Origin of the sequence: Bradyrhizobium sp. SPXBL-04 (assembly GCF_051853035.1) — a bacterium.
In the GTDB taxonomy this organism is placed as follows: domain Bacteria; phylum Pseudomonadota; class Alphaproteobacteria; order Rhizobiales; family Xanthobacteraceae; genus Bradyrhizobium; species Bradyrhizobium zhanjiangense.
On the sequence record NZ_CP182472.1, the window covers coordinates 4323247 to 4345002 of the forward strand.

At 64.5% G+C, this 21756-nt stretch carries 21 protein-coding genes; 15 read left to right on the plus strand and 6 right to left on the minus strand.

What is annotated here, in order from left to right; translation table 11 throughout:
• The first annotated feature begins 26 nt into the window (after window positions 1-26).
• Together secG and ACNJX8_RS20410 are read left to right on the plus strand one after the other, a co-directional pair.
• Window positions 27-410 carry a preprotein translocase subunit SecG gene (gene secG, locus ACNJX8_RS20405; protein WP_128933523.1) on the plus strand — a complete coding sequence of 128 codons (384 nt, stop codon included), beginning with the start codon at window positions 27-29 and terminating at the stop codon, window positions 408-410.
• Between the two features lie 166 nt (window positions 411-576).
• Window positions 577-2208: a CTP synthase gene (locus ACNJX8_RS20410; protein WP_439361792.1), complete on the plus strand. Its 1632-nt coding sequence runs from the start codon at window positions 577-579 to the stop codon at window positions 2206-2208.
• On the opposite strand, the gene ACNJX8_RS20415 is transcribed toward ACNJX8_RS20410, so the two are convergent.
• From ACNJX8_RS20415 to ACNJX8_RS20425, 3 genes are all read right to left on the minus strand, one after another.
• On the minus strand, window positions 2175-2837 hold the full coding sequence (locus tag ACNJX8_RS20415; RefSeq protein WP_439361793.1) for a class I SAM-dependent methyltransferase: 663 nt from the start codon (window positions 2835-2837) through the stop codon (window positions 2175-2177). The genes ACNJX8_RS20410 and ACNJX8_RS20415 overlap by 34 nt on opposite strands.
• 101 nt (window positions 2838-2938) lie before the next feature.
• A complete protein-coding gene (locus ACNJX8_RS20420) occupies window positions 2939-4315 on the minus strand; it encodes a sensor histidine kinase (protein ID WP_439361794.1) in 1377 nt (458 codons plus the stop codon).
• Window positions 4312-4986, minus strand: a complete 675-nt coding sequence (locus ACNJX8_RS20425) for a response regulator transcription factor (RefSeq protein WP_439356567.1) — start codon at window positions 4984-4986, stop codon at window positions 4312-4314. The genes ACNJX8_RS20420 and ACNJX8_RS20425 overlap by 4 nt, the downstream gene beginning before the upstream one ends.
• A gap of 196 nt (window positions 4987-5182) precedes the next feature.
• Between ACNJX8_RS20425 and ACNJX8_RS20430 the strand changes: the two genes are divergently transcribed.
• From ACNJX8_RS20430 to ACNJX8_RS20440, 3 genes are all read left to right on the plus strand, one after another.
• Window positions 5183-5509: an NIPSNAP family protein gene (locus ACNJX8_RS20430; RefSeq protein WP_128940991.1), complete on the plus strand. Its 327-nt coding sequence runs from the start codon at window positions 5183-5185 to the stop codon at window positions 5507-5509.
• 117 nt (window positions 5510-5626) lie between these two features.
• Window positions 5627-6475 (plus strand): 3-deoxy-8-phosphooctulonate synthase, encoded by an 849-nt coding sequence (gene kdsA / locus ACNJX8_RS20435; RefSeq protein WP_439356568.1) that lies wholly within the window; start codon window positions 5627-5629, stop codon window positions 6473-6475.
• On the plus strand, window positions 6475-7683 hold the full coding sequence (locus ACNJX8_RS20440; RefSeq protein ID WP_439356569.1) for an MFS transporter: 1209 nt from the start codon (window positions 6475-6477) through the stop codon (window positions 7681-7683). The genes kdsA and ACNJX8_RS20440 overlap by 1 nt, the downstream gene beginning before the upstream one ends.
• Before the next feature lie 40 nt (window positions 7684-7723).
• Here the strand turns inward: ACNJX8_RS20440 and queF are convergent, their stop codons facing one another.
• A complete protein-coding gene (gene queF, locus ACNJX8_RS20445) occupies window positions 7724-8176 on the minus strand; it encodes a preQ(1) synthase (RefSeq protein ID WP_164940410.1) in 453 nt (150 codons plus the stop codon).
• Window positions 8177-8227: 51 nt separating this feature from the next.
• Window positions 8228-9205, minus strand: a complete 978-nt coding sequence (locus ACNJX8_RS20450; protein WP_439356570.1) for a Vgb family protein — start codon at window positions 9203-9205, stop codon at window positions 8228-8230.
• A gap of 174 nt (window positions 9206-9379) precedes the next feature.
• Here ACNJX8_RS20450 and eno point away from each other — a divergent pair, with 174 nt between their 5' ends.
• Window positions 9380-10663, plus strand: coding sequence for a phosphopyruvate hydratase (eno, locus tag ACNJX8_RS20455; protein ID WP_128945889.1), 1284 nt, complete (start codon window positions 9380-9382; stop codon window positions 10661-10663).
• A 43-nt stretch (window positions 10664-10706) separates the two neighbouring features.
• Window positions 10707-11843, plus strand: a complete 1137-nt coding sequence (locus ACNJX8_RS20460) for a zinc-binding dehydrogenase (protein ID WP_439356571.1) — start codon at window positions 10707-10709, stop codon at window positions 11841-11843.
• A gap of 29 nt (window positions 11844-11872) precedes the next feature.
• Here the strand turns inward: ACNJX8_RS20460 and ACNJX8_RS20465 are convergent, their stop codons facing one another.
• The gene (locus tag ACNJX8_RS20465; protein WP_439356572.1) at window positions 11873-12610 is read right to left on the minus strand and encodes an SDR family oxidoreductase; all 738 of its coding nucleotides are present in this window, start codon (window positions 12608-12610) and stop codon (window positions 11873-11875) included.
• Between the two features lie 98 nt (window positions 12611-12708).
• Between ACNJX8_RS20465 and ACNJX8_RS20470 the strand changes: the two genes are divergently transcribed.
• From ACNJX8_RS20470 to ACNJX8_RS20505, 8 genes are all read left to right on the plus strand, one after another.
• Window positions 12709-13677, plus strand: coding sequence for an AraC family transcriptional regulator (locus tag ACNJX8_RS20470; protein WP_439356573.1), 969 nt, complete (start codon window positions 12709-12711; stop codon window positions 13675-13677).
• A gap of 114 nt (window positions 13678-13791) precedes the next feature.
• Complete coding sequence (locus ACNJX8_RS20475) at window positions 13792-14790, plus strand: MBL fold metallo-hydrolase (protein ID WP_439356574.1); 999 nt, start codon at window positions 13792-13794, stop codon at window positions 14788-14790.
• A gap of 215 nt (window positions 14791-15005) precedes the next feature.
• Complete coding sequence (locus tag ACNJX8_RS20480; RefSeq protein ID WP_439356575.1) at window positions 15006-15557, plus strand: NADPH-dependent FMN reductase; 552 nt, start codon at window positions 15006-15008, stop codon at window positions 15555-15557.
• 207 nt (window positions 15558-15764) lie between these two features.
• Window positions 15765-16082, plus strand: a complete 318-nt coding sequence (locus tag ACNJX8_RS20485) for an FtsB family cell division protein (RefSeq protein ID WP_008567889.1) — start codon at window positions 15765-15767, stop codon at window positions 16080-16082.
• Between the two features lie 213 nt (window positions 16083-16295).
• On the plus strand, window positions 16296-17255 hold the full coding sequence (locus ACNJX8_RS20490; RefSeq protein ID WP_164934893.1) for a GAF domain-containing protein: 960 nt from the start codon (window positions 16296-16298) through the stop codon (window positions 17253-17255).
• 267 nt (window positions 17256-17522) lie between these two features.
• Window positions 17523-19040 (plus strand): aldehyde dehydrogenase, encoded by a 1518-nt coding sequence (gene adh / locus ACNJX8_RS20495; RefSeq protein WP_439356576.1) that lies wholly within the window; start codon window positions 17523-17525, stop codon window positions 19038-19040.
• Between the two features lie 269 nt (window positions 19041-19309).
• On the plus strand, window positions 19310-20332 hold the full coding sequence (pdhA, locus tag ACNJX8_RS20500; protein ID WP_439356577.1) for a pyruvate dehydrogenase (acetyl-transferring) E1 component subunit alpha: 1023 nt from the start codon (window positions 19310-19312) through the stop codon (window positions 20330-20332).
• Between the two features lie 29 nt (window positions 20333-20361).
• Window positions 20362-21753, plus strand: coding sequence for a pyruvate dehydrogenase complex E1 component subunit beta (locus tag ACNJX8_RS20505; RefSeq protein WP_439356578.1), 1392 nt, complete (start codon window positions 20362-20364; stop codon window positions 21751-21753).
• The last annotated feature ends 3 nt before the right edge of the window (window positions 21754-21756 follow it).

Below are 21756 nucleotides of genomic sequence, written 5' to 3' on the forward strand. Positions count from 1 at the left end.
CCGCCCGCTTGTGACGGAAGGATACTATGCAGACCGTTGTCATCGTCATCCACCTCATGATCGTCGCCGTCATGATCGGCGCCGTCCTGCTCCAGAAGTCGGAAGGCGGCGGCCTCGGCATGGGCGGAGGCGCGGGCTTCATGTCGAGCCGCGGCACGGCGAACCTTTTGACGCGGACCACTGCGGTTTTGGCCGTTGGCTTCTTCCTCACCAGCCTGTTCCTGTCCTGGTACGCCGGCTACGACCGCAAGCCGTCGTCGATCATCGGCCAGCCGTCGCAGACCCAGCCGGCCGGTGGGGCGCCGATCGCGCCGCCGACCTCGGGCGGCATCCTGGATTCGCTGAAGAAGGCCGACGAGCAGCAGCAGAACCAAGCGCCCGCCGGCCCGCAGGTGCCGCGCTCGCAATAAAGCAGGGGGGCCATGCAGGGTGGCTTCTACCGTCTTGCAGCAAAAATCCCCATCAAGGCACTGTCACCACTTTCAGTTCTGGATCACCCACAGGCCCGCAGAATCTTTGGGGCGGAATACGAATCGCTTTGGCGAATCGAATTCGAGGGATTAGAGGTTAAGTCCCATGGCGCGGTACATATTCATCACCGGCGGCGTGGTTTCTTCGCTCGGCAAGGGTCTGGCTTCGGCGGCACTCGGTGCGCTGTTGCAAGCCCGGGGCTACAAGGTCCGCCTCCGCAAGCTCGACCCTTATCTCAACCTCGATCCCGGCACGATGTCGCCGTATCAGCACGGCGAAGTGTTCGTGACCGATGACGGCGCGGAGACTGATCTCGATCTCGGTCACTACGAGCGCTTCACCGGCAGGCCGGCGACCAAGGCTGACAACATCACCACGGGGCGCATCTACCAGGACATCATCTCCAAGGAGCGCCGCGGCGATTATCTCGGCGCGACCATCCAGGTGGTTCCGCACGTCACCAACGCCATCAAGGAATTCGTCCTCGACGGCAATGACGATTACGACTTCGTGCTGGTCGAGATTGGCGGCACCATCGGCGACATCGAGGGCCTGCCGTTCTTCGAGGCGATCCGCCAGCTCAAGAACGAGCTGCCGCGCGATCACGCCGTCTACATCCATCTGACGCTGCTGCCCTACATCCCCAGCGCCGGCGAGCTCAAGACCAAGCCGACGCAACACTCGGTGAAGGAGCTGCGCTCGATCGGCATCCAGCCGGACATCCTGCTCTGCCGCACCGATCGCGCGATCCCGAAAGAGGAGCGGCGCAAGCTGGGGCTGTTCTGCAACGTGCGTGAAAGCGCCGTGATCGAGGCGCGCGACGTCGACAACATCTACGCTGTCCCTGAGGCCTATCACAATGCGGGCCTCGACGATGAAGTGCTCGCCGCCTTCGGCATCGGCTCGCGGATTCCGCCGGAGCTGCGGAGCTGGCAAGAGATCAACGAGCGAGTGCGCAATCCCGAAGGCAACGTCACCATCGCCATCGTCGGCAAGTACACCGGCATGAAAGATGCGTATAAGTCGCTGATCGAGGCGCTGTCGCATGGCGGCATCGCCAACAAGGTGAAGGTCAATCTCGACTGGATCGAGAGCGAGATCTTCGAGAAGGAAGATCCCGCGCCCTTCCTCGAGCACGTCAACGGCATCCTGGTGCCCGGTGGCTTCGGCCAGCGCGGCGCGGAGGGAAAGATCAAGGCGGCGCAGTTCGCGCGCGAGCGCGACGTGCCGTATTTCGGCATCTGTTTCGGTATGCAGATGGCGGTGATCGAGGCCGCGCGAAACCTCGTCGGCATCGAGGAGGCCAACTCCACCGAGTTTGGCCCGACCAAGGAGCCCCTGGTTGGCCTGATGACGGAATGGCTGCGCGGCAACGAGCTCGAGAAGCGCTCGCAGGCCGGCGATCTCGGCGGCACGATGCGGCTAGGGGCCTATCCGGCAACGCTCAATCGTGGCAGCCGCGTCTCAGAGGTCTATGGCGGCGCGACGGAAATCTCCGAGCGCCACCGCCATCGCTACGAGGTCAACACGGCCTACAAGGACCGCCTCGAGCAGCACGGTCTGAAATTCTCAGGGTTGTCGCCCGACGGCGTGCTGCCGGAGATCGTCGAGTACGAGGATCATCCCTGGTTCATCGGCGTCCAGTTCCACCCCGAGCTGAAGTCGCGGCCCTTCGAGCCGCACCCGCTGTTCGCGTCCTTCATTCAGGCGGCGATGGTGCAGAGCCGGCTGGTTTGATCATCCGGCTTGATCGGCCGTGAAGCCTCTCGCGACGAATGCGATCCCGTGACGACCTTGACCCGCGGCCGCCGCGTCAGCCTGTAGACGGCAGCGGGTGGCACGTTCAGCATCGCCCGATCCACCAGCTTGGCGCGCAGGCCCAGCCGGTCGAGCACCGGGCGCGGCACCGGGCAGCTCATGCCATAGGTGAACTGATAGAACGCGCCGCCCGGGCGGATGTAGCTGAATGCGCCACTGACGATCGAGACGACCTTGCGCATTGACATGTTGAGCAGCGGCAATCCGCTGATCACGGCGCCGACCGGCGCGCCTTCATAAAGGCGATGCGTGGTGAGCCGGGCAGCATCCATCCACAACACGCGAGCCCCGGGAAAACGCATCTGCAGCAGCTTCATGAAATCGGAGCCGTACTCGACCAGCGTGAGGTCTTCCTGGCGCACGCCGCGCTTCAAAAGCTTGTAGGTGAATGCGCCGGTGCCGGGGCCGAGCTCGAGGATCGGGCCAGTCGATGCGTCGATCTCGCGCGTGATGAGATCGGCCAGTGCCGCGCTCGACGGCGCGATCGCTCCGACCTGACGCGGGGCAGACATCCAGGCGAGGAAGAACGAGAGGAAATCGTTGGGCATGCGCACTCCGGTATTTTGCTTCGCGCCTCGCAAATCAGAGGCGGCACGCAATCTCACGGGAATGCATTGCGACAGCATTGCGGAGGCGATGCGGACCAAGATCAATTGGCGCGAATCGGCGGCAATGTGATCCGGAAGCATGCGCCGCCGTTCGCTCCATCCAGCACCGAGACGTGGCCGCGATGCAGCTGCACGATCTCGCGAACCATGTTGAGGCCGAGGCCGGCACCGCGATCGAGCGGCGTGAGCCGATAGAACGGCTCGAAGATCAGCTCGTGTTGATCGGGCGGAATGCCCGCGCCCTCGTCGGTGACTTCGATGCATGCGGGCTCGCTGACGCGGATGCCGATCGTGCCGCGGCGCGGGCCGTGCTGGATGGCATTCTGCACGAGGTTGGTCAGCGCGCGTTCGAGCGCGGCCGTGTCGCCGAGTGTCTCGATCGGTGTTTCCGGTGCGTCGAGCGCCAGCTCGTAACCCGCAGCGATGGCAAGCGGGGCAAGCTCGGCGGCGACACCCTGGGCGATTGCGACGAGGTCGACCCGCGCGAAAGGATGTCCGCAGCGGTCGAGTCGCTGGATGTCGAGCAATTGCTCGGCGAGCGTGGCGAGCCGCGCGGCATCCTCGATCAGGCGGGTCTTGTAGGGTCCCGGCGGAAGTGACTCCAGACGCGTGTTCAGGATCGCGATCGGCGTGCGCAGTTCGTGTGCGGCATCGGCGACGAAGCGCTTGTGGCGGGCATAGCCTTCGTCGAGCCGCGCCAGCGCGTCGTTGATCGCAGTCACGAGCGGCACGACCTCCAGCGGAATGTAATCCGCCGACAATCGCGCGCCGCGCTGGTGAATATCGATCCGCCGCGCCTGGTCCGCGGTCGTATCCAGTCCCCTGAACGCGCGCCGCAAGATCATCGGTGTTGCGATGAAGGTCGCGGTCCCCATCAACAGCAGGCCGGGAAGTGCGATGCCGAGCAACACGAGCGACGTCGTGAACACGGCCTTGGCACTGGTCAGTTTTCCCTGCGTCGCCGTGATGACCTGCACATTGCCGGCCCCGGTGTCGATGCGCTTCAGCCGTGCCGGCGGCTTGCGCGGATCGTCCTCGAAGAGCTGCCAGCCGAGCCGCGCCTGGCTGATCTGGTCGAGGGCGCCGCCGATGGCGGCGAATTCGGCCGGGACGGGGCCCTCACTGAGGGAACGCCCCTGCCTGTCGCGAACCAGCAACCAGAGGTCGGGGGTCTCTGCGCGCAACTGTTTCAGCTCGTCGGTCGGTCGCAGTGTGAGGCCACCCTGGGCATCGCGCGCGAGCGCATGCTGCACGATGTCGATCACGCGGTCCTCGTCCCGCTGGGTCAGCACGAAGCCCGAGGCGCAGAGCGCGCCGACGACGATGGCGACGAGAGCGACGAGCAGCGCGGTCTGCAGTGAAAGCAGCCGCCAGCTCAGCCGCGAGCGCAGGCAGTATGGGTCGTTGTGCCGGCTCACGGCAGCTTCTTCAGGAGATAGCCGACGCCGCGGATGCCGTGGATCTCCACGCGCGCATCGGCCTCGGACAATTTGCGGCGCAGCCGCGACACGTGCGTATCGAGCGCATTCGACTGGATCTCGTCGTCGAAACTGTAGACGGCTTCTTCCAGCGCCGAGCGCAGCACCGTCCGGCCCATGCGGCGGACCAGGGCTTCCAGCACCAGGAGCTCGCGCCGCGGCAGCTCGAGCGGAGCCCCGCCGACGGTTGCCTCGCGATGGCCGAAGTCGAACGCGAGGCGGCCGGCGCGCATGATGTCGGGTTGCAGCCGGCCGGGCCGGCGCAGCACGGCGCGCAGACGCGCCAGCAATTCCTCCACCGCGAACGGTTTTGCCAGATAATCATCCGCCCCGCAGTCGAGCCCGGCAACCCGGTCGGCGAGCTCGCCGCGCGCCGTCAACACGATGATCGGTACGCCGTCGGCGCGCGCCCTCAGTTTCGGGATCAAAGCGAGACCGTCGCCATCGGGAAGCTGGCGATCGAGCAGGACGGCGGCGTGGACATCGGCAGAAATGGCCTCTTCGGCCTCGGCGAGCGAGGAGGCATGGTCCACCACCATGTCGTAGCGCTTCAGCGCCGACGCCAGTGCATCAGCCATTTCGGCCTCGTCCTCGACGAGTAAAATCCGCATGATCGGCCACCTCAATCTCAACCGCGGCATTCTAGCGGCCGCATCATTGCGGCAGCATTGCGGGAACCGGCTGCGGCGGAGTGGCCCCGATCGACCTCAAGCCATGCGCAGAACGCCACAGGGGCAACCGGGCGGGGCTCACGACACCGTCGGGACCAGCCGCTATAACCGCCGGACCTGTCAGGGAGGAACATGAATGATCTACGAAATGCGCCAGTATCGCTGCGTGCCCGGCCGCCTGCCGGCACTGCTCAAGCGGTTCGAGACCGCCACGCTGAAAATTTGGGAGAAGCACGGCATCAAGCAGGCCGGGTTCTTCACCACGCTGATCGGCGAATCCCACCAGGAGCTGACCTATTTCCTGGCCTGGGAGTCACTGGCCGAGCGCGAGACGAAGTGGGGCAAGTTCACGACCGATCCGGACTGGCTCGAGGCGCGGGCGAAGTCCGAGGCCGACGGCCAGATCGTCGCCAACATCGTCAGCCAGATCCTGGCGCCGACCGCCTTCTCAGTGGTCAAGTAGCGATCCCTCGCGTGGCGAGGAACCCTGGCGCAACCCTGATATTCTGACGGCCCTGGCCGAATAGGGTTGATCCGACCCTCATCACGGCTATGGTCGCGCCGAAACGAGGGATTTGCCTTGAGCTCTTCGACGTCAGCGGCGCCGGTCGTCACCATTGGCACGGTCAAATTCGGCAATAACCTGCCGATCTCGGTCATTGCCGGGCCATGCCAGCTCGAGAGCCGCCAGCATGCGCTGGAGGTGGCTTCCGCGCTGAAGGAGATCGCGGCGCGGCTGAACATCGGCCTCGTCTACAAGACCTCGTTCGACAAGGCCAACCGCACCAGCGCATCCGCGGCGCGCGGGCTGGGCCTCGCGCAGTCGCTACCGATCTTCGCGGAGATCCGTTCCTCGCTTGGCTTGCCGGTGCTGACGGACGTGCACGAGGCCACGCAATGCGCCGAGGTGGCGCAGGCCGTCGACGTCTTGCAGATCCCGGCCTTCCTGTGCCGGCAGACCGATCTCCTTCTCGCTGCGGCCGCGACCGGAAGGGTCGTGAACGTCAAGAAGGGCCAGTTCCTGGCGCCCTGGGACATGGCCAATGTCGTCACCAAGATCACCAGCGCGAACAATCCCAACGTGCTCGTCACCGAGCGCGGCGCCTCCTTCGGCTACAACACGTTGGTCTCCGACATGCGCGCGCTGCCGATCCTGGCGCGCACCACCGGCGCCCCTGTCATCTTCGATGCCACCCATTCAGTGCAGCAGCCGGGCGGGAAGGGGACGTCGTCGGGCGGCGAGCGCGAATTCGTGCCGGTGCTGGCACGCGCGGCTGTAGCCGTTGGCGTGGCTGGCGTTTTCATCGAGACCCATCCCGATCCTGATCGCGCGCCCTCCGATGGCCCCAACATGGTGCCGCTGCGCCAGTTCGAGGGGCTGATCGCTAGACTGATGGCGTTCGACGCGCTCGCAAAGAATCCGCGCTGATGCAGCACGGCGAGGCGCGGCCGCACGATCACGGCTTGCCGACAGCGCTCTACGTCATATCAGGCGCAAGCTTCGCCGCAGCGCTCTCGGCACGCGCGCTCGATCCGGTGCTGCCGCATGTCGCCGAGGACTTTGGCGTCAGCATCGCGACCGCCGCGGGCTTTGCCGCGGTGTTCGCCTTCACCTTCTCGATCATCCAGCCCATAATTGGCGCTGCCGCCGATCTGTTCGGCAAGACGCGGCTGATGATCGGCTGCCTCGCGCTGCTCGGCCTTGCCAACATCCTCGGCGCGCTCTCGACCTCGTTCTCGGTTTTGTTTGCGACCCGCATTCTCGCCGGCATCGGCTCCGGCGGCGTGTTTCCGGTGGCGCTGAGCCTGACCAGCGATCTCGTTGGGCCGGAGAAACGCCAAGTTGCGATCAGCCGCACGCTCGCCGGCGCGATGACCGGCAATCTGCTCGGCGCCTCGGCCTCCGGACTGATCGGCGATTTTCTCGGCTGGCGCGGCGTGCTCGCAGTGCTCGGCGTGCTCGTGATCGTCGCCTCGATCGCGGTTGCCGCCGGCTTTCACGGCGCCAAGGTAAAGCATCCACCGAAGACCAGCCTATCGGCGCTGAAGGCCGGCTATCGCACCATCTTCACCAATCCGAACGCCTATGTCTGCTACTCGGCCGTGTTCATCGAGGGCTGTTGCGTGCTCGGCCTGTTTCCCTACATCGCCTCGTTCCTGTTCGAGCTCGGGCAGACCTCGCTCTCGATCGCCGGTATCGTCATCGCGGGCTTTGCGGTTGGCGGCTTGTTCTACACACTGACGGTGTCGCGCCTGCTGCCGTGGCTAGGCATGAAGGGCATGATGATCGCGGGCATGACGTTGGTTGCCTCACAGCTCATTGCCGTCGCCTTCGGGCCACGCTGGGAGGTGCAGGCCCTGAATCTCATCGTGATGGGATGGGGCTTCTACATCGCCCACGGCTGTCTGCAGGTCTTCGCCAGCGAACTCTCGGTCGAGGCACGCGCCACCGCGCTGTCGCTGCATTCGTTCTTCTTCTTCATGGGGCAGACCGTGGGGCCGCTCGCCTATGGCTTCGGCCTCCAGCACGCCGGCAAGATGCCGACCCTGTTCGCGAGCGCCGTGATCATGGTGGTGCTGGGCTTCGTCTGCGCCCGGCTGCTCAAGCAGCGGGCGCCGTCAGACGCGCGGGCCTGAGCACGTCGGTCAATGCCGCGCCAAGTGGGACAACAGCGAGCTATCCCCGACCGCGATAGGGCGCGACGCCTTGCTCCGGCGCCCACAGGCCCTTCGGCACACGGCCGGTCTGCCAGAACACGTCGATCGGGATGCCGCCGCGCGGATACCAGTAGCCGCCGATGCGCAGCCATTTCGGCTTGATCTCGCTCGCGATACGCTTGCCGATCATCACGGTGCAGTCCTCGTGGAAGGCGCCGTGATTGCGGAAGCTCGCGATGTAAAGTTTCAGCGATTTCGACTCCAGCAGCCACGCACCCGGCGCGTAGTCGATCACCAGATGCGCGAAATCCGGCTGTCCCGTGACCGGGCAGAGTGAGGTGAATTCCGGCACGGTGAAGCGCACCAGGTAGTCGGTGCCCTTTTGCGGATTGGGCACGCGGTCGAGCTGGGCTTCTTCCGGTGTGTGCGGCCACTCGACCGCACGACCGAGCTGGAGGGATTTCTTCGCCATCGTCGTCACATCCTGTTTCGGATGCCGGGATGGACGCAAATGGCGCGGCCGTCAACCGGCCGCGATCGTCTGGATCATGACGATCCGGTCGTTGCCGGATTCGCAACCCCACAGCTCGCCCGGCCTGCCGTCGAGCTGGCGCACATTGGCATTGGCCTTGTCGCTGGCGAAGACGTTGAAGCGCTCGGTCGTGGGATCGAAACGGACGATGGCGTTGGCGGAGAAATCGCTCAGCCAGACCTTGTCCTTGTCGTCGACATAGACGGCATAGGCGCGGGGACGTTCGCCCGGCAGCTTCCACGTCTTCCACGAGCCGTCGGCGGGATCGTGCACTGAGACATGCCCGCTATTCCACTCGCTGACCCAGATCCGGCTCGTTGAATCCGACCAGACGCGCCGTGAGCCCGCATTCGGTGTCGGCGGCTGCACGACGCGGGCATTGCCGTTTGCAAGATCGACTTTGGCGATGTAGCTGCCGGCGAGGGAGGCGTACCAGATGTCGCCCTTGGGCGTGACGGTGATGCCGTAAGGCCCGATGCCTTTTGGTGCCTTGAAGACCGTCATCTCGCCCGACTTCGGCGTGAGCCGGCCGTAGTAGCCGGACTGGCCGGTGAACCAATACGTGCCGGCCTTATCGAACACGCCGGTGTTGAGATTGGCGGAGGCGAACTTTTCCGGCAGGTGGAACAGCGTGACCTTGAGATCGCCGGGGTCGACCCGCGCGATCGCGTTCTGGCCGCCTTCGGTGATCCATGGCGCGCCGTCGGGGCCGATGGTCACGCCATGCGGGGCGGCGCCCTGGCCGAGGCTGACCGTCTTGAAGGTGCCATCCTTTGGATCGAGTCTGCCGAGCAGGCCCTTGCCCTGCGCCGTGAACCACACGGTGCCGTCAGGAGCGGGCGTGAGATCGTGCAGGCCGATGCCTGGGCTGATCGGGAAGTATTTTGTCCGGAACGGGCCTTCCTGCGCAAAGCTTGGGCGGGCGGCGAGGAGGGCGGCGCTCGAGGCAAGAAACTGGCGGCGATTCATGGCGTTACCCCGACTGTCTAGGATTGAGGATGGACGCGCGGAGCAGATGTCGTCGAGCATAATCTGAGGTTCTTCACGCGTCAGTCGACGCGGCTCGTCCAAGCGTTCACATTTGCTTGCGGCCCGTGTAAGACCCGCGACACCGATCAGCCCTAACGAACGGAAGTGCACATCATGACCGCCATCATCGACATCATTGGCCGCGAAATCCTCGATAGCCGGGGCAATCCCACCGTCGAGGTTGATGTCGTGCTGGAAGACGGCGCGCTCGGCCGCGCCGCGGTGCCGTCGGGAGCCTCGACTGGCGCCCATGAGGCAGTGGAACTGCGCGACGGTGACAAGGCCCGCTATCTCGGCAAGGGCGTCTCCAAGGCAGTCAGCGCCGTCAATGGCGAGATCTTCGAGGCCCTGAGCGGCCTCGATGTCGAGCAGCAGGCCCAGATCGACCAGATCATGATCGACCTCGACGGCACGCCGAACAAGAGCCGGCTGGGCGCCAACGCGATCCTCGGTGTGTCGCTGGCCTGCGCCAAGGCGGCCGCGAACTCGCTCGACATGCCGCTCTATCGTTATGTCGGCGGCACCTCGGCGCGGCTCCTGCCGGTGCCGATGATGAACATCATCAATGGCGGCGTGCATGCCGACAACCCGATCGACTTCCAGGAATTCATGATCCTGCCGGTCGGCGCGTCGAGCTTTGCCGAGGGCCTGCGCTACGGCGCGGAAGTCTTCCACACGCTGAAGTCCGAGCTGAAGAAGGCCGGCCACAACACCAATGTCGGCGACGAGGGCGGCTTCGCCCCGAACCTGCCGTCAGCGGACGCGGCGCTCGACTTCGTCATGAACGCGATCGGCAAGGCCGGCTTCAAGGCGGGCTCCGACATCGTGCTCGGGCTCGACTGCGCCTCGACCGAGTTCTTTAGGGACGGCAAGTACGTCTATGAAGGCGAGGGCAAGTCCCGCTCGATCTCCGAGCAGGCCAAGTACCTTGCGGACCTCGTCGCGCGCTATCCGATCGTGACGATCGAGGACGGCATGTCGGAAGACGACATGGACGGCTGGAAGGAGCTCACCGACCTCATCGGCAAGAAGTGCCAGCTCGTCGGCGACGATCTCTTCGTCACCAACGTCAAGCGCCTCGCCGAAGGCATCAAAGCGGGCCGAGCCAACTCGATCCTGATCAAGGTCAACCAGATCGGCACGCTGACCGAGACGCTCGCCGCCGTCGAGATGGCGCACAAGGCCGGCTACACCTCTGTCATGTCGCACCGCTCCGGCGAGACTGAGGATTCCACCATTGCCGATCTCGCGGTCGCCACCAATTGCGGTCAGATCAAGACCGGCTCCCTTGCGCGGTCCGACCGCACCGCCAAATACAACCAGCTCCTGCGCATCGAGCAGCAGCTCGGCAAGCAGGCGCTCTATGGCGGCAAGGCGGCACTGAAGGCGCTGGCATAAGCCGGCGCTTCGACTCGCGAAAAGAGGACAGGGGAGGATCGACATGAGCGACGGCAAGACCGGACTGCAACTGCGTTCGCTGCTGAAGAAGAGCGGCGAGCTGGAATTGTCCCTCGTGAATGTCCCGACACCGGAGCCGGCCGACGATGAGGTCGTGGTCCGCGTCGAAGCCACGCCGATCAACCCCTCCGACCTCGGGCTCCTGATCGGGGCCGCCGACATGTCGGCGGCCCAGGTTTCCGGCACCAAGGACGCACCGGTGATCACCGCGAAGATGCCTGAGAGCGCGATGCGGATGATGGCGGCCAGGTTCGATCAGTCATTGCCGGTCGGCAACGAGGGCGCCGGCACGGTGATCCGGACCGGATCATCGGATGCGGCGAAGGCGCTGATGGGCAAGACGGTGTCGATGATCGGCGGCGCCATGTACACGCAATATCGCGTGCTGAAGGTCCGCGACGTCATGGAGCTGCCGGCAGGCACCACGGCGGCCGACGGTGCCTCCTGGTTCGTCAATCCGCTGACCGCGCTCGGCATGACCGAGACGATGCGGCGCGAGAACCACAAGGCGCTGGTGCACACGGCCGCCGCCTCCAATCTCGGCCAGATGCTCAACAAGATCTGCATCAAGGACGGCATTGGCCTCGTCAACATCGTGCGCAGCAAGGAGCAGGCCGACATCCTGCACAAGATCGGCGCCAAGCATGTCGTGGATTCCAGCGCGGCGAGCTTCATGGACGACCTCACCAACGCGCTGGTCGAGACCGGCGCCACGATTGCCTTCGACGCCATCGGCGGCGGCAAGCTGGCGAGCCAGATCCTGACCGCCATGGAGATCGCGGCCAACAAGACCGCGAAGGAATACAGCCGCTACGGCTCCAACGTCTACAAGCAGGTCTATATCTACGGCAGCCTCGACACGCGCCCGACCGAGCTGAACCGCTCGTTTGGCCTGAGCTGGGGCGTCGGCGGCTGGCTGCTCACGCCGTTCCTCCAGAAGATCGGTCCGGCCGAAATCGGTCGCCTGCGCCAGCGCGTCGCGTCCGAGCTCAAGACCACCTTCGCCAGCCACTACACCAAGGTGGTCTCGCTTGCGGAGGCGCTCGATCTAGCCAACATCGCGGTGTACGCCAAACGGGCCACCGGCGAAAAATTCCTCATCAACCCGAATAAGTCGTGACGCGCAACGGCGTCCAGGCCTGTTCGAATTTATGCCTGAGCCGTGGGGCGAATGACGATCTCGCCGACGTCCACGCTATCCGGCTGCGCAATCGCGAAGGCCATCGCCTCCGCGATTGCGCTCGCCGGAATGGCCATCGCCTTCATGCTTGCCCGCCCTTGCTCCCGCAACGCGGAATCCGTCATGGAGGACGGCAGTTCGGTGTCGACATAACCGGGTGAGATGGTTGTCACCCGAAGCGAGGGGCCGGCCTCCTGACGAAGCCCTTCGGAAATCGCCCTGACGGCATTCTTCGATCCCGCGTAGACCGCCATTGTCGGAACGATCTTGATGCCGGCGGTCGACAGGGTGTTGATGAAATGACCGAAGCCCTGACGTCGGAAGACGGGCAGGGCGGCGGCGATTCCGTAGAGCACGCCTTTCACATTCACGTCGATCATGTCGGCCCAGTCGTCGACCCTCAGGTCGTCAAGGCGCGAAATCGGGGCAATCCCCGCATTGTTGATCAGGACGTCCAGCTTCCCGTATCGGTCCGTGGCAAGTCCGACGAGCCTGGCGACATCCTCGCGTTGCCTGACGTCGGTGACGAGGTACGACGCCTTTCCGCCCTTTGAGGCGATGCTCGCGGCCAGAATCTGCAGCCGGTCGGCGCGCCGTGCGCCGAGGATCATGATGGCGCCACGTTCTGCGAGATGCCGGGCGGCGGCTTCGCCAATTCCGCTGCTGGCGCCCGTGATGGCGATGACCTTGCCTGCGATGCCTGTCATAGATGTTCCACGCAATTCGTTGCGAGATGAACTTCGCATCGGAATCGAGGTTGATCTATGCTCGAAGTGCTCGAAAATCGTCGAGATCGGATCAAGGCTTGGACAAACCCTCGGATAGGCATAAGACCCCGGACCCGCTGTCTCAGGTCTTCTCGCTCCTGAACGTTCGCGCTGCGCGTTGCACGAGGTTCGAGGCGGGCGGCAATTGGTCGTATCGGTTCCCGGCCAAACCCGCCCTTAAGTTCGGCGCGGTCATCCGAGGTGATTGCTGGATCGATTTCGGCGACGAAGCCCATCATCGGCTTGTCTCCGGCGACTGCTTTCTTCTGGCCAATGCACCAGCCTATGTTCTGGCCAACGACCAACGCCTTGCTCCCGAAGACGGTATAGCGGCGTTCGATTGGACGCAGTCGGATGTCGCGCGTCACGCGGGCCGCGATACCGTTCTGCTTGCCGGCAGTTTCGGTTTCGAAGCGTCGGACGCCGGATTGCTGCTCGATGCGCTCCCTCGCTTTCTGCTCATCCCGTCGCGCAGTCCATCGGCAGCCGTCATTCATTCCACGCTCGAGATTCTCGACCTTGAAATCAGGGGGACGGGAATCGGAGCGGCCGTACTCACCGACAGGCTTGCCGACGTCCTGCTCGTCCAGGTGCTCCGCGCGGCGCTGGATCAGGATGCCGGCGAGGGTTTGGGATGGATCAACGCACTGGTCGACGCCAGGATCGGCAAGGTCATCAGGCTGATGCACGAAGACGCCGCTCACCACTGGACCCTGGAAGCATTGTCCGAAGCGATCGCCATGTCGCGATCCGCGTTTTCGAAGCGGTTCAAGTCCCTGGTGGGGCTGGCGCCGCTCGACTACCTGCTTCGATGGCGAATGCGACTTGCACGCGATCTTCTTCGACGTGGAGCGACCGTTTCGGCAACGGCCGCGCAGCTTGGATACTCGTCGGAGAGCGCCTTCGGACACGCCTTCAAGCGAGTCTACGGCAATGCACCGAAGCGATACTGGCGCAGACAGGCGATCGCCGAAAAATTCCCCATCAACCCGAATAAATTATCGTGATGTGCGACGGCACGTCACCGGAAGAAGGGACTTGCCTTCTGAGCGAAGCGGGGGATTATTCCCGCCGCCGTTGAAAGCGGAAAAACCGCAAGGCGTTCAGAAGGGGACCTCTGCATGACCGACCTCAATCGCCGTCACCTGCTCGCAGGTGCCGCCGCCCTCAGTGCGGCCGCCGTTACCGGGCTTGGACCGACCACCGCCAATGCCTCAGTGCCGCCGGCTGGGACGCAGGCGCCGGGCTTCTACCGCTACAAGGTCGGCAGCTACGAGTGCACCTCGATCAACGACGGTGCGCGCACCTTCCCGATGCCGGAGAAGTTCGTCGTCAACATACCGAAGGATGAGGCGCTGGCCGCGGGCGAGGCGGCCTACATGCCGAAGGGCATGGTCACGGTGCCGTTCAATCCGCAGCTCATCAACACCGGCTCCAAGCTCGTGCTGATCGATACCGGCAACGGCGTCGCCAATCTCGAGCCGAGCAAGGGCGCGGTCGGCCGCACCCTGCAAAATCTCCAGGCCGCTGGCGTCGATCCCAAGAACATCGACGTCGTGCTGCTGTCGCATCTGCATCCTGATCACACTAACGGCCTCCGTCTCGCCGATGGCGCGCTCGCCTTCCCGAATGCGGAGATCATGGTGCCGGGCAAGGACTGGGAGTTCTGGACCAGCGAGGACAACGCCGCCAAGGCCGAGTCCAACCCGATGATGAAGAACTATTTCGCCAACGTGAAGAAGACCTTTGCCGGCCTCGAATCCAAGGTCACCAAGTACGAGTGGGGCAAGGAGGTCGCACCCGGCATCACCTCGATCGCGACGCCGGGCCACACGCCTGGCCACACCTCGTTCGCGGTCGCATCGGGCGATGCCAAGGTGCTGATCCAGTCCGATGTCACCAACATTCCCGAATTCTTCCTGCGCAATCCGGACTGGCATGTGATGTTCGACGCTGATGCCGCGATGGCGCAAGCGACCCGTCACAAATTCTATGACATGGCTGCGGCCGAGAAGGCGACCGTGATCGGCTTCCACTTCATCTTCCCGTCGGTCGGGCATGTCGTGAAGGACGGCGCCAAATATCGCCTGATCCCGTCGGCCTGGAATCCGACAATCTGACCTGACTTAGACGTTTGGGCGAGAGATCGGGCCGCCGCTTGGCGGCCCGAATGTTTTGGCCAACAGTCAAAGGGCGCGATGTCGCCCGGAGAAGCCAAGGGTACGTTCGAGAAACGCAGCGTTTCCAAATCGAGCCGGTTCATGCACTTGCATCCATCGGTCCGGATCGTTTAAGTGCGCCCCCGGCACTCCCGCTCAAGTTCGAAGGACATTCCATGGCCTACAATATCGTCGTAATCGCCGGCAGCGTGCGCAAGGCCGGCTTTTCGCTCAAGATCGCCAATGCGCTCGCCAAGCTCGCACCTAGCTCGCTCAAGCTCGAGGTGATCACGCCGGCGGGCATCTCGTTCTTCAATCAGGACCTCGAGAGTGCGCCACCCGCGGACTGGCTGGCGTTCCGCGATAAGCTTCAGAAGTCGGACGGCGTCATCTTCGTCACGCCCGAATACAACCGCTCCATCCCTGGCGCGCTGAAGAACGCCATCGACGTCGCCTCGCGGCCCTATGGCAAGAGCTCGCTCAATGGCAAGCCGGTCGGCATCATCTCCAATTCGCCGGGCCCGCTCGGCGGGGTCAGCGCGGCCAAGCATTTGCAAACCATCCTGCCTGGTATTAGCGGTCCGATCATGCAACAGCCGGAGACCTATCTGAACGCCATTGGCGACGCCTTTGATGCCGAGGGCAATCTGGTCAAGGAGTCGCTGAAGCCTGTGCTCCAGGCCTATATCGACGCCTTCGCGACCCACGTCGCGAAGCATCACGGCTGAGGCCGAATACCCCGCGGCGATACCGGAAGTCCTCATCCTGAGAGGAGGCGCGCTGGCGCCGTCTCGAAGGATGGCCGCGGGCGACATCCAGGCCTTCATGGTTCGAGACCGCCGGTGCGCGGCCTCCTCACCATGAGGGTCTCGAAGTCCGTGGCGCGGGCCGGGCGCATTAGTACTCCCTTAACCAACCTGTCCCATCTTCCCAAGATGGTCTCTCGCGCGCGCCTGAAATCGATCCTGACCGGCCTTGCCCTCTATGCGATGGCGGCGGCCATCGTCGGCTATTTCGGCGTCAACGCCTACACCGGCAAATACGGCCTCAACGCCCGCCAGGAACTGGACCAGGAGATCATCGCGCTGACCAGCGAGCTGGCACAGCTCAAGCGCGAGCGCGCCAGGAGCGAGCAGCGCGTCTCGTTGCTACGCACGTCCAGGATCGATCCTGATATGCTGGACGAGCGGGCGCGCTACCAGCTCGACTATGTCAATCCGCACGATCTCGTTCGGATGATCCCGGCGAAATAGCGTTTTCGCTGCATTCGAAACCGGCAACGAAAGCGGCTGCCGATCGCCGCCAATTCAGCCCTCAACTGTACCGAAAGTCGTAGGCCAAGAAGCGGTCGGCTGCCTTGACGGCGCCACAGCAAGGGGGCTCATGCCTCGCAGTCGCCCAAGATTGACGCAGATCAACCGGGCCGTGCCGGTAATGCCTAGACTGCCTTCCGGAGGAAACAAGTGATGAATGGGTCAATGCCCCCGCATCACGCGGCCCGCGTCGAGGCCGCTATCGCGTCAGGCCAGGCGGCCCGGTCCGCGCTCGTGGCCTCGTGGCGCCGTTCGTCCCGATTGCATCATCTCGATCCCGCCGGCCGCAGCTCACCGATGCGGCTCACCGAAGCCGAGCTGGATCAGGCCCGCGAGCGCATCGCGCCGCTGCTGGCGGCCGCGCAAGGTGCGATGGACCGGCTGTATCAGGCCGTCGGCGCGAGCGGCTGTTGCGTGTTGCTCGCGGACGGCGAGGGCGTTCCGGTCGATCGCCGTGGCACGCCGGGGGACGATGCGACGTTTCAATCCTGGGGCCTGTGGACCGGCGCGCTCTGGAGCGAGGAGCACGAGGGCACCAACGGCATCGGCACCTGCCTCGTCGAGCAGCGTCCGCTGACGATCGATCGCGACCAGCACTTCTTCGCCCGCAACACGCTTTTGAGCTGTACCGCCGTTCCGATCTATGACCACGAGGCGGCGCTTGCAGGCGTGCTCGACGTCTCGTCCTGCCGCGCCGACCGCACCGACGCGTTCTCCAGTCTGATCGCGCTGGCGGCGGGCGAGGCGGCCAAGCGTATCGAGGCCGACCTGTTTCGCAGGGCCTTCAGCCACGCCCGCATCGTTCTGACGCAGGGCCCGGACGGTAGTTGCGGCGGCCTCATCGCCGTTGATACGGACGATCTCGTGATCGGCGCAACCCGCTCTGCCCGGATCGGACTCGGGATCGCCCTCGGCCGGGCACTGCAGCCGGTGCCCGCGGCCGATCTCCTCGGCGGCGACACTGCACACGACCACCTTGCCGGCGGTCAGCGCGCGGTGTTGCAGCGGGCGATGCTCCGCGCGGGTGGCAACGTTTCGGCGGCCGCCAAGGCCCTCGGCGTCAGCCGCGCCACGCTGCATCGGAAGCTGAAGCGGTTCGAGCTGAATCACTGAGCTTTCTATTTCCGTCATTGCGAGCGAAGCGAAACAATCCAGAATCCCTCCGCGGGGACAGTCTGGATTGCTTCGCTTCGCTCGCAATGACGATGTGGAGGCCACGAGCACCCCATCTTGCCTCGCCCACGACTGTCGCAGAACTGCGACAGGTCGGCGCCATCATCGCTCCCGTCCGGGCTGACAGAAAACACCTCCCGCATCATCGTCGGCGCAAGTCGCGACCACGCGACGAATTGCGCGAACAGCAAACATCGGGAGTGATCAATGAACAAGGTGGAATTCCTCAGCGTCACCAAAGTTCCCTTCGCCGAACGCTATGACAATTTCATCGGCGGCAAATTCGTCGCGCCGATCTCGGGCAAATATTTCGACAATGCCTCGCCGGTCACGGGCCAGGTCGTCTGCAAGATCGCGCGCTCCGACGCGCAGGACGTCGAGGCGGCCCTCGATGCGGCGCATGCGGCGAAGGCCGCGTGGGGCCGCACCAGCGTCGCCGAGCGCGCCGCGATCCTGAACCGGATCGCCGACCGCATGGAGGAGAACCTCGAGCATCTCGCCATCGCCGAGACCTGGGACAATGGCAAGCCGATCCGCGAGACCCGCGCCGCCGACCTGCCGCTCGCCATCGATCACTTCCGCTACTTCGCCGGCGTCGTGCGCGCCCAGGAAGGCTCGATCGGCGAGATCGACCACGACACCATCGCCTATCATTTCCACGAGCCGCTCGGCGTGGTCGGCCAGATCATTCCCTGGAACTTCCCGCTGCTGATGGCCTGCTGGAAGCTTGCGCCCGCGCTGGCCGCCGGCAATTGCGTCGTGCTCAAGCCCGCCGAGCAGACGCCGGCTTCGATCATGGTCTGGGCCGAGATCATCGCCGACATCCTGCCGCCGGGCGTCCTCAACATCGTCAACGGATTTGGCCTGGAAGCCGGCAAGCCGCTCGCTTCCAGCCCGCGCATCGCCAAGATCGCCTTTACCGGCGAGACCACGACGGGCCGGCTGATCATGCAATATGCCAGCCAGAACCTCATTCCCGTCACGCTGGAGCTCGGCGGCAAGTCGCCGAACATCTTCTTCAACGACGTCACCGCGGAAGACGACGACTTCTTCGACAAGGCGATCGAAGGCTTCGTCATGTTCGCGCTGAACCAGGGCGAGGTCTGCACCTGTCCGAGCCGGGCGCTGGTGCACGCGGATATCTATGACCGCTTCATGGAGCGGGCGCTGAAGCGCGTCGCCGCGATCAAGCAGGGCGATCCGCGCGACGCCACCACCATGATCGGCGCGCAGGCCTCGGGCGAGCAGCTGTCCAAGATCCTCTCCTATATCGACATCGGCAAGCAGGAGGGCGCGAAGGTGCTGGCCGGCGGCGGACGTGCCGAGCTTGCGGGCGATCTCGCCGGCGGCTTCTACGTGCAGCCGACCGTGTTCGAGGGCCACAACAAGATGCGGATCTTCCAGGAGGAGATCTTCGGCCCTGTGGTCTCGGTCACGACCTTCAAGACCGACGAGGAGGCGCTCGCGATCGCCAATGACACGCTCTACGGCCTCGGAGCCGGCGTCTGGAGCCGCGATGCCAACCGCTGCTACCGCTTCGGCCGGGCGATCCAGGCCGGCCGGGTCTGGACCAACTGCTACCATGCCTATCCCGCGCATGCGGCCTTCGGCGGCTACAAGCAGTCGGGCGTCGGGCGTGAAACCCACAAGATGATGCTCGATCACTACCAGCAGACCAAGAACCTCCTGGTCAGCTACAGCCCGAAGAAGCTTGGCTTCTTCTGATCGGTCGGCGGAGAGGGCGGCGTCGTTTCGGCGCCGCCCATTCCGAATGTCAGGTCCCGGTCGCCTCAACGCTTCTTGACGCGGTCACGAATCTGAGCGTGCGGCAGCCTTGCATCGATTTGTTGCCCGATCGGCGCCAAAGATTTTCCAATATTACGATCACGTTGCAGTGCGGCATAACGAAAATCGTGCCATGCCGCCGCGGTGCTTTCCAACGGTGTTTGACTTGGGTTAGAGAGGGCGAAAGTTTTCTCTGACCCGGAATTCCCATGGCCGCACCCAAGAAAGCCGCCGCAAGCACTCCACAGGACAAGACCGACGGCGGTTCGCCCCCGGAATTCACCAGGGAGCAGGAGCTCAAGGCGCTCCGCGATATGCTCCTGATCCGGCGCTTCGAGGAGAAGGCTGGCCAGCTCTACGGCATGGGCGCAATCGGCGGCTTCTGCCACCTCTATATCGGCCAGGAAGCCGTGGTGGTTGGCATGCAGATGGCCCTGAAGGAGGGCGATCAGGTCATCACCGGCTATCGCGATCACGGCCACATGCTCGCCACCGGCATGGACGCCAACGGCGTCATGGCCGAGCTCACGGGCCGCCGGGGCGGCTATTCCAAGGGCAAGGGCGGCTCCATGCACATGTTCAGCAAGGAGAAGCACTTTTACGGCGGCCACGGCATCGTCGGCGCGCAGGTCTCGCTCGGCACGGGTCTCGCCTTTGCCAATCACTATCGTGGCAACGGCAATGTCAGCGTCACCTATTTCGGCGACGGCGCGGCCAACCAGGGCCAGGTCTATGAGAGCTTCAACATGGCGGAGCTCTGGAAGCTGCCGGTGATCTTTGTCATCGAGAACAACCGCTACGCTATGGGCACCTCGGTCTCGCGCGCCTCGGCGCAGCAGGATTTTTCCAAGCGCGGCGCGTCCTTCAACATTCCCGGCAAGCAGGTCGACGGTATGGATGTCCGCGCCGTGAAGGCTGCGGGCGAGGAGGCGGCGGCCTGGTGCCGTGCCGGCAAGGGTCCCTACATCCTGGAGATGCAGACATACCGCTACCGCGGCCACTCGATGTCCGATCCTGCAAAATATCGCACGCGCGAGGAGGTCGAGAAGGTCCGCCACGACCAGGACCCGATCGAACAGGTGCGTAACCGCCTCTTGGCGGCCAAGGTCACCGAGCAGGATCTGAAGGCGATCGACGCCGAGGTGCGCGACATCGTCAACGCATCCGCCGATTTCGCCCAACATGATCCCGAGCCGGATGCCGCCGAGCTCTGGACCGACGTTTACCGCTGAACGCGCGCAAGCTTTCTTTTGGAGTCGATATGCCAATTCAAGTGCTGATGCCCGCGTTGTCGCCCACGATGGAGAAGGGCAACCTCGCCAAATGGCTGAAGAAAGAGGGCGAGCCGATCAAGTCGGGCGACGTCATCGCCGAGATCGAGACCGACAAGGCGACGATGGAGGTCGAGGCGACCGACGAGGGCACGCTCGGCAAGATCCTGATCCCCGAGGGCACTGCCGATGTTGCGGTGAACACGCCGATCGCGACCATTCTCGCCGACGGCGAGAGCGCCGCCGATCTCGCGAAAGCACCCGCACCGTCCAAGCAGGAGAAGGCTGCGGAGTCCGCTCCGCCCACCGCTGCCAAGGCCGAAGCGCCTCAGCCGAAGGCCGCGCCAGCCGCGCCGCAGGCCGTGGCCGAGCCCGATCCCGAAGTACCCGCCGGCACGGAGATGGTGACGCAGACCATCCGCGAAGCCTTGCGCGACGCCATGGCCGAAGAGATGCGCCGCGACGCCGATGTCTTCGTGATGGGTGAAGAGGTCGCCGAATATCAGGGCGCCTACAAGGTCACCCAGGGCCTGCTCCAGGAGTTCGGCGCCAGGCGCGTCATCGACACCCCGATCACCGAGCACGGTTTTGCCGGCGTCGGCGTCGGTGCCGCGATGACCGGCCTCAAGCCGATCGTCGAGTTCATGACCTTCAACTTCGCCATGCAGGCGATCGACCAGATCATCAACTCCGCGGCCAAGACGCTGTACATGTCCGGCGGCCAGATGGGCTGCTCGATCGTGTTCCGCGGGCCCAACGGCGCGGCTGCGCGCGTCGCCGCCCAGCACAGCCAGGACTATTCGGCCTGGTACTCGCACATTCCCGGTCTCAAGGTGGTCGCGCCGTATTCCGCGGCCGATGCCAAGGGTCTGCTCAAGGCCGCGATCCGCGATCCCAATCCGGTGATCTTCCTCGAGAATGAGGTGCTCTACGGTCACACCGGGCAAGTGCCCAAGCTCGACGATTTCGTGATTCCGATCGGCAAGGCGCGCATCGTGCGCTCCGGCAGCCACGTCACCATCATCTCCTGGTCGAACGGCATGACCTATGCGCTCAAGGCCGCCGACGAGCTCGCCAAGGACGGCATCGAGGCCGAGGTGATCGACCTGCGCACGCTGCGCCCGATGGATACCGAGACCATCATCAACTCGGTCAAGAAGACGGGCCGTGCGGTGACGGTAGAGGAGGGCTGGGCCCAGAGCGGCGTCGGCGCCGAGATCGCCGCGCGCATCATGGAGAATGCCTTCGATTATCTCGACGCGCCGGTTACGCGCGTCTCCGGCAAGGACGTGCCGATGCCCTATGCCGCGAACCTGGAGAAGCTCGCGCTGCCCTCGGCGGCGGAAGTCGTCGAGGCCGCCAAAGCCGTCTGCTACAGGTAGACC